General features: G+C 57.9%; 6 protein-coding genes. 2 read left to right on the top strand and 4 right to left on the bottom strand.

Going from position 1 to position 6,663, the window contains the following annotated elements; all coding sequences use genetic code 11:
- Positions 1 to 205: 205 nt before the first annotated feature.
- Entirely contained in the window at positions 206 to 430 is a 225-nt protein-coding gene (locus H9X81_RS11790; RefSeq protein WP_243424008.1) for a hypothetical protein, read from the bottom strand.
- Between the two features lie 200 nt (positions 431 to 630).
- On the opposite strand from H9X81_RS11790, the gene H9X81_RS04635 reads away from it, so the two are divergent.
- Both H9X81_RS04635 and H9X81_RS04630 read left to right on the top strand, forming a co-directional pair.
- Positions 631 to 1,890: a sensor histidine kinase gene (locus H9X81_RS04635; protein ID WP_204720206.1), complete on the top strand. Its 1,260-nt coding sequence runs from the start codon at positions 631 to 633 to the stop codon at positions 1,888 to 1,890.
- A 112-nt stretch (positions 1,891 to 2,002) separates the two neighbouring features.
- Positions 2,003 to 3,055, top strand: coding sequence for a M42 family metallopeptidase (locus H9X81_RS04630; protein WP_243424007.1), 1,053 nt, complete (start codon positions 2,003 to 2,005; stop codon positions 3,053 to 3,055).
- Between the two features lie 226 nt (positions 3,056 to 3,281).
- On the opposite strand, the gene H9X81_RS04625 is transcribed toward H9X81_RS04630, so the two are convergent.
- The 3 genes from H9X81_RS04625 to H9X81_RS04615 form a co-directional block, all read right to left on the bottom strand.
- Positions 3,282 to 4,331, bottom strand: coding sequence for a hypothetical protein (locus tag H9X81_RS04625; protein ID WP_204720204.1), 1,050 nt, complete (start codon positions 4,329 to 4,331; stop codon positions 3,282 to 3,284).
- Between the two features lie 316 nt (positions 4,332 to 4,647).
- Positions 4,648 to 5,925, bottom strand: a complete 1,278-nt coding sequence (locus tag H9X81_RS04620; RefSeq protein ID WP_204720202.1) for a sensor histidine kinase — start codon at positions 5,923 to 5,925, stop codon at positions 4,648 to 4,650.
- Entirely contained in the window at positions 5,913 to 6,656 is a 744-nt protein-coding gene (locus H9X81_RS04615; RefSeq protein WP_204720200.1) for a LytR/AlgR family response regulator transcription factor, read from the bottom strand. The genes H9X81_RS04620 and H9X81_RS04615 overlap by 13 nt, the downstream gene beginning before the upstream one ends.
- Between the last annotated feature and the right edge of the window lie 7 nt (positions 6,657 to 6,663).

The following is a 6,663-nucleotide window of genomic DNA, read 5'->3' as shown; positions in this document are numbered from 1 at the left end:
GTAACTGGCAGGTCACACTTTTACTTTAACACATTAGGAGTTTTTTTATCTTTTTCACCGCTTAAGCTCTTTTGAACCACGCGACTATCGCGTGGTTTTCTTTACACAAAAAACGATGAAACCATGGTTTCATCGGTTTTTTCTTTTTGCCCGGAATCGCTTCTGACCCAGATTCTGACCCAGATGCGAAAAGATCCGGAGCGATTCAGAAAGCGCCCGAGAGGACATTCCCCATCACATCGGCTGCCTGCCGCTGGGCTGCGGTGGTCACATGGGCGTAGGTGTCCAGAGTGAAGCCGGCGCTGTAATGCCCCAGCATGCCCGAGACCGTCTTGATGTCCAGTCTATGCGGCTTCCGGAATTTTCCTGCTCTCGGATGGTCTGTTTTCAGAGGGAAAATGGACTTCGGTTTTCCCGGCTCCTGACCCAAATCCAGGCCCCATACAGGGGAGCCGGAAAGAATGGCCGGCACGCCTTCCCATGCCGCAGACCACAGTTCACAATCCAAAGGCCGCCCGTTCAGGTGCGGAAGTTTTCCATTGTACAGACCTCTGCATTCTGGTATTCTAAAAGCAACAGGCCGGAAGTTTCCGGAAATCCGGCTTACTGCCAGCAGGGGAAGGGACAGAAATGATTGAATTTGGCATGATGGAATATATGACCGTTCTGGGAATGAACATGGTCCTGCTGTTTCTGGACAGCCGGTACTCCCGACGCCGGACTGTTCTGGCAGTTTACAGCACCATGTTCGCTGCCATGATTGCTGTGGCGGTTGTCTACCGGACAGCCGGCCTGAAAGCCACTCTCTGGCTCTATCCCCTGCTCGCCCATGTGCCATCACTGCTGCTCATTCTGGTACTCAGCCGCTTCCGGGGATGGCGGCTGATCTTCCAGCTGCTCTCTGCCATTCTGTTCTGTACTGTGATTCTGCATGGCTCTGCGCTCGCCTTCTACTTCTCCGGTCGGAACCTCCTGGTATTGATCCTGTCCTGCGCGGTTCTCACCATCGGAGTACTGCTGCTCCTGATCCGGGTACTGCGTCCCCTGTTCTTCCAGATTCTGATGGAACTGCAGCACGGCTGGTGGCTGATGTGTCTGGTAATGGCTGGTTACTATACGATCGTGATCTACCTGATCCCCGGCTATGTCGGTTCAGAGCTCACCAGCACCATTCTCAAGCCTGCGATCTCCCTGCTGATGGTGGGATTCTATGCCATTCTGCTATTTTTCTTCTCCCGCATCCGCAAGGAGGCGGAAGCCCGGAACAACGCACAGCTTGCCGCATTGCAGCTGTCCGCGCTCCAGAGCCGGATGGAAGCGGTAAAAGCCGCAGAGGACATCATCCGCGCCGAGCGCCATGACCTGCGCCATCGCATCCAGGCTGTGATGGAGATGGTAGCCCGGGGGGAAGAAAAATCCGCCCTGGACTTCCTGGATGCCACCCAGAGGCGGCTGGATGAACACAAACTGATCCGATGGTGCCGTCCGCCTGTTCTGAATGCTGTGTTTTCCTCCTACTTTGACCAGGCGCAGAATCAGGATATCCCGGTGGAGGCAGATATTTCCCTGCCCGACACCCTTCCGGTGGACGAAGGAGAGCTTGCGATTGTCCTGGCAAACGCCCTGGAAAATGCCATCCATGCCAATCTCCTGCTGCCCACGAAGCAGCGGAAGATCCGGTGCAGGATGGTGGGGACTCCCGGCGTTATGCTGGAGCTTTCCAATCCATGCGCTGACGATGTAGTCTTTGACAGCAACGGCCTCCCCATCGCTCAGAGAAAGGGGCATGGTCTGGGAGTACAGTCCATCTCCGCGTTTTGCCATAAAAACGGAGCGGTCTGTCAGTTCGACCTGACAGATGGCTGGTTCCGGCTGCGTCTGATCCTGTGAGATCTCCCCTCTGTCTGGCCCGGACATGCTTCTCCCGAACCGCCTCTTGCCAACAAGCGACTTTTTTTGTAAGATGGAACCGGATATTTTATCATGAAGAGAGGGCTTAGATATGACAGAGGAAAAGATGCAGGGAGAGGCACGTCAGGCCTTTCTGGTGGATACGCTGCAGAAGCTGCTGGGACAGGACAGCCCCACCGGCTTTACTGAACGGGTCGTGACTGTGGCAGAGGAGATCGCCCGGGAACTGGGATTTGACGCCCATCGCACCAACAAGGGCAATCTGGTCATCACAGTGCCCGGTCGGGAGAGCGGACACAAGGTGGGGCTCTGCGCCCATGTGGATACCCTGGGCCTGATGGTGCGTTCGGTCACCGCGGACGGCATGCTGATGGTCACCAAGGTCGGCGGCCCGCTGCTGCCCACCCTGGACGGTGAATACTGCCGCATCTACACCCGGGAAGGCAAGGTATATACCGGTACTGTGCTCAGCCTGTCGCCGTCGGTTCATGTGCAGGACGACGCCGCCACCCGCCCCCGGGACGAAAAGAATATGGCAGTGCGCATCGATGAAAAGGTACACAACAAGGAGGACGTCCTGGCTCTGGGCATTGCCGCCGGCGACTATGTCTGTTATGATCCCAAGACGGTTGTCACCGGGAGCGGCTTTGTCAAGTCCCGGTTCCTGGACGACAAAGCCAGTGCCGCCTGTCTGCTGACCCTGCTGTGGCAGATGCGTGAAACCGGAACCCTGCCCCGGTACGAAACCTATCTCACCTTTACTGTCCATGAGGAGGTGGGACACGGCGGCGCCACCCTGCCTGTTGTGGACGAGCTGCTGGCAGTGGATATGGGCTGCATCGGCGAGGATCTGGGCTGCACCGAATATCAGGTTTCCATCTGCGCCAAGGACAATGGCGGCCCCTATGACTATGACATGGTCAGCCGGCTGGTAAAGCTGGCAAAGGAACATCAGGTGGACTATTCGGTGGACATCTACCCCCACTATGGCTCGGATGTCGGTGCTGCCTGGCACGCCGGTATGGACTGCCGGGCTGCTCTCATCGGCCCGGGCGTACACGCCTCCCATGGCATGGAGCGCACCCATCTGGATGCCCTGCACGCCACCCTGGATCTGGCGGCGCTCTATCTGGAACTGGCGTGAAACAGCCGGAGAGCTGCTCCCGGCGAAACCGAGACGCACAGCCTTTTCCTGTAAAACCACAGAAGAATATTTCTGACAAAAGGCATCCGGACGGGTGCCTTTTTCTTTTTGCCCGGGCTGACTTCCGTGTGGAAGCGTCTGGGAACAGGGGCTTTGCTCCTCCGGGGCGGACAGCTCTGCGCAGCAAAAAACCAGCCGGGGAAATCCCGGCTGGTTTTTACGGATTTTATGCCAGAAGGCTCTGAAGCCCCTGATAGAAGGAGGAATCGGCCTGGTAGAGAACCCACTCCCCGTCGGCGTAGAGGGTATCCCATACACGACCGTCCGGCGCCACCGACCTGTGATAAACTGCGCCATTGTCCACTGCCTCTATGGCAATGCAGTCCTGGGCCGGCGCCTCCTGGACGACGGTTCCCAGGGTCAGTCCCCTCAGACGGGCGACAATCTGTTCCTTTTCAGCGGCATCCGAAAGGGTTGTTTCCTGCACTCCGTCTGTGAGCTTTACCCGGATCTCCTCGGTGATGGTGAACTCCTCAGGATAGCTCGCCTCCGGGAAGTTATAACTGTCCACCTTCCAGCGGTTGTCCTCCCGCTTCAGAACCAGGGTCGTAAAGGCTTCGGGGCACTCCCCTTCCCAGTCCAGTGGGGCTGCGATTCTCCAGGATACCTCCACCTGGGCGCTGTCCGGACTGCTGCTGACAACCCGATAGCCAGTCATGGTATTCTGATAGGAATAACCGGTCTTATACGGCCCGCGGTGATAGACCTCTCCATTCTCCGCCTGATAGATATAGGGCTCTCCTGCCATCTCGGCCGAGAGCAGCTGCTCCAGGCCATGGCTGGTGAAAAGATACCGGGTGGCTTCATCAAAATCCACGAACTTGGACAGAATGCCGGCAGGAACACCTTCGGGCGGTGCTGCCATCTCATCTGCAAAGGCCACATCATCGGCATCATAGATGGTATTGACCAGGTACCACAGCCGGGTCACATCCGCTTCGGTCAGTTCGCCGTCCGAAACCCCGTCCCGCTGCTCGATGAAATACTCCGCCGCAGTTTCTATGATCTGAGCCATGCCCTCCGACCAGCCGGTGCTGTCCTGGATGGGCAGAGCCGGTTTCTCTTCCGCCGGTTCGGAGGTCTGGGAACCGGATTCAGAAGACTGGGAGTCGGGCTCAGAAGATTGGGACGACTCAGACTCTCCCCGCTGCGCGGAGCAGCCCGCAAGCAGCAGGCAAAGCACCAGTCCCAGACAGAGCAGACGATTTTTCCACATAAGATCCTCTCCTTCCCAAATGGTGCAGGCAGCGCTTCTCTCCCCCTATTATAGCAGTTTCCCAGGGGACTTCAACGGCAGGAGGCAGGGAATACAGGCAGACGCCGCCGGATCATTCCGGGCCAGGGAAACCCATCGCAGCCCGCAGACCGGCAATGCCGTCCGGAAACTGTCTCACGCAGCGGCAGGATTTACGGAAAATCCCGACGCTGATGCTCACCGATTGCTTTACCCTGTCCGTGCAGGAGATCCCTTCCATCACAAAAAAGGCCCCGCAGAAAATCCCTGCGGAGCCCTTTTTATCGCTGTTTTTGGCTCAGAGAATCAGGCGGAACACAAACTGCTCGTCTTTTGTCTCCCAATGGCACACGGCTCCATACTTCCGGCAGAAGTACCGGATGGACTGGGTTCCCAGGCCATGCCCCTCCTTCGGGGAGACAGGGAAGCCCTCCTCATCAAACCGCACCGCCGTGCAGAACGGGTTGACAATCTCCAGCATGAGGTCGGGATAGCCGATCATCCGGCAGGAGATCCTGCGGTTCTCCCGGGGCAGAGCCAGATTGGCATGGAGGGCATTCTCCAGGGCATTGGCGATCACAATGGCAAGCTCTCCTTCGTCCACCGGCAGCTGTTCCGGCAGGGAGATCTTTGCCTCCACCAGAACCCCCTGACCCTGTGCCTGGGCAAAACAGGAGGAAAATACAGCATCCAGCACCGGCGACCGGCACCAGTGGATCTCCCTGCGCTCGTCCAGCCGCTTCCGGGCTGTATCCAGGAAATTCAGCGCCGATTCCCGGTCTCCCCGGGACAGCAGTTCGGCAGCGGTCTGGAGCTGATGGCGCAGATCATGCCGCTGCACCCGGATTCTCTCCTCCACCTCTTCCATCTCATGCAGCTTCTCCCGGAGAGCTGAGATCTGCACCGTCAACAGCGCCGCATTCTGCCGTTCCATCTGGATGCGGTACTGTCCCAGAAGGCTCCGGAACACCGCAATATACACAACCACCAGCGGAACTACCGCGGCATAGGCATAGATCATCTGCACCGGGTTGTCCAGATAGCTGCCCGGCCAGGACGCCACAAAGATGAGATAGGCGCAGAATACACAGGGGATCAGGGTCAGGATTCCCCAATGGGCGGGAATTGCCTGGATCAGCACCCGGAACGGTTTGCGCAGGAAGCGCCATTCCAGATAGATGGCTGTGCCATAGAATATTCCCATCAGCAGGATATTCATCAGCGCCGACAGGCCCAGTACGCTGGTGATATGACGGATCACCGATGCCGCCAGCACCGACAGCAGGATCTGGGTCATATAGTTGAAAACCGCCTGGGACGGGGTATCATTGGCTGCCCAGTAGGTGAGGAAGGTCGCCGGAGCCGAGATGGTAATCAAAAACAGCCGGAGCAGCAGCAGTTCTCCCCCGAAATACAGCAGCGCCAGGCTGGAACCCACCACCCAGGCACTGTACACTGCCATAATTCCCAGCAGCTTCCGGCGCCCGAAACGGAACTCGGTCAGACTCGCCATCATTCCCACTGTCATCAGGGTGATGAAATAAGCCCGGAACAACAGGAACATCACATGATCCATCTGGCATTCTCCTTCAGCCAATAGTCTCCCCAGGCCCGTTTGAACTCCACTGCCGCTGTCCGGGGCAGGGTCAGGGCCTCACCATTGTCCAGCAGCGCCTCCTGCCCCTTGATACCGGTGACATGCCGGAAGTTCAGCACAAAACTGGCACCGCACAGATAAAACCGCGGGTCTGCCAGCAGCGGCGCCGCGGCTTCCCGGAAGGGCATCCGCAGGGTCTGGGAATCCAGAACCCCATCGGTGCAGTGACAGCGCATCACCCGTCCGGCCCGCTCCGCATAGAGAATCCGGCCCAGCGGAATACATCGGGTTCCCTCCCGGGTCTCCAGCAGCATGGTCTTTTTCTGCTGCTGGGTCAGCTTTTCCACCGCCTGATCCAGCACCCGGAACAGCTTTTCCTCCTCCACCGGCTTGAGCAGATAGAAAAAGGCCCGGACCTCATAACTGTCAGCGGCATAGTCGTTGGAACTGGTGAGGAAGATCAGTTCTCCCTGCTTTCCCATCTGACGCAGCCGTTTCCCCACCGAGATCCCATTCTCCCCCGGCATGAGAATATCCAGAAGATAGAGGTCATATCCGCCCCGCTCCTCCGCCTGGTCCAGAAGCTCTGCTCCGCTGAGAAAATACTCTGCCTGGCTCTCCAGTCCCGGATGGGTCTGCTGATATTTTTCCAGAAGTTCCCGGATTTTTTTGAGATGTTCCGGGCGGTCATCACAGACTGCTATTTTCATCGGGCCG

Origin of the sequence: Hydrogenoanaerobacterium saccharovorans, assembly GCF_016901815.1 — a bacterium.
GTDB lineage: Bacteria > Bacillota > Clostridia > Oscillospirales > Ruminococcaceae > Avimicrobium > Avimicrobium caecorum.
This window is presented reverse-complemented; position numbering and strand designations above follow the sequence as displayed.

Coding starts and splice junctions, on each gene's coding strand:
- H9X81_RS04625 (WP_204720204.1), bottom strand. CDS start 4,331: ATGTGGAAAAATCGTCTGCTCTGTCTGGGACTGGTGCTTTGCCTGCTG.
- H9X81_RS04630 (WP_243424007.1), top strand. CDS start 2,003: ATGACAGAGGAAAAGATGCAGGGAGAGGCACGTCAGGCCTTTCTGGTG.
- H9X81_RS04620 (WP_204720202.1), bottom strand. CDS start 5,925: ATGGATCATGTGATGTTCCTGTTGTTCCGGGCTTATTTCATCACCCTG.
- H9X81_RS04615 (WP_204720200.1), bottom strand. CDS start 6,656: ATGAAAATAGCAGTCTGTGATGACCGCCCGGAACATCTCAAAAAAATC.
- H9X81_RS04635 (WP_204720206.1), top strand. CDS start 631: ATGATTGAATTTGGCATGATGGAATATATGACCGTTCTGGGAATGAAC.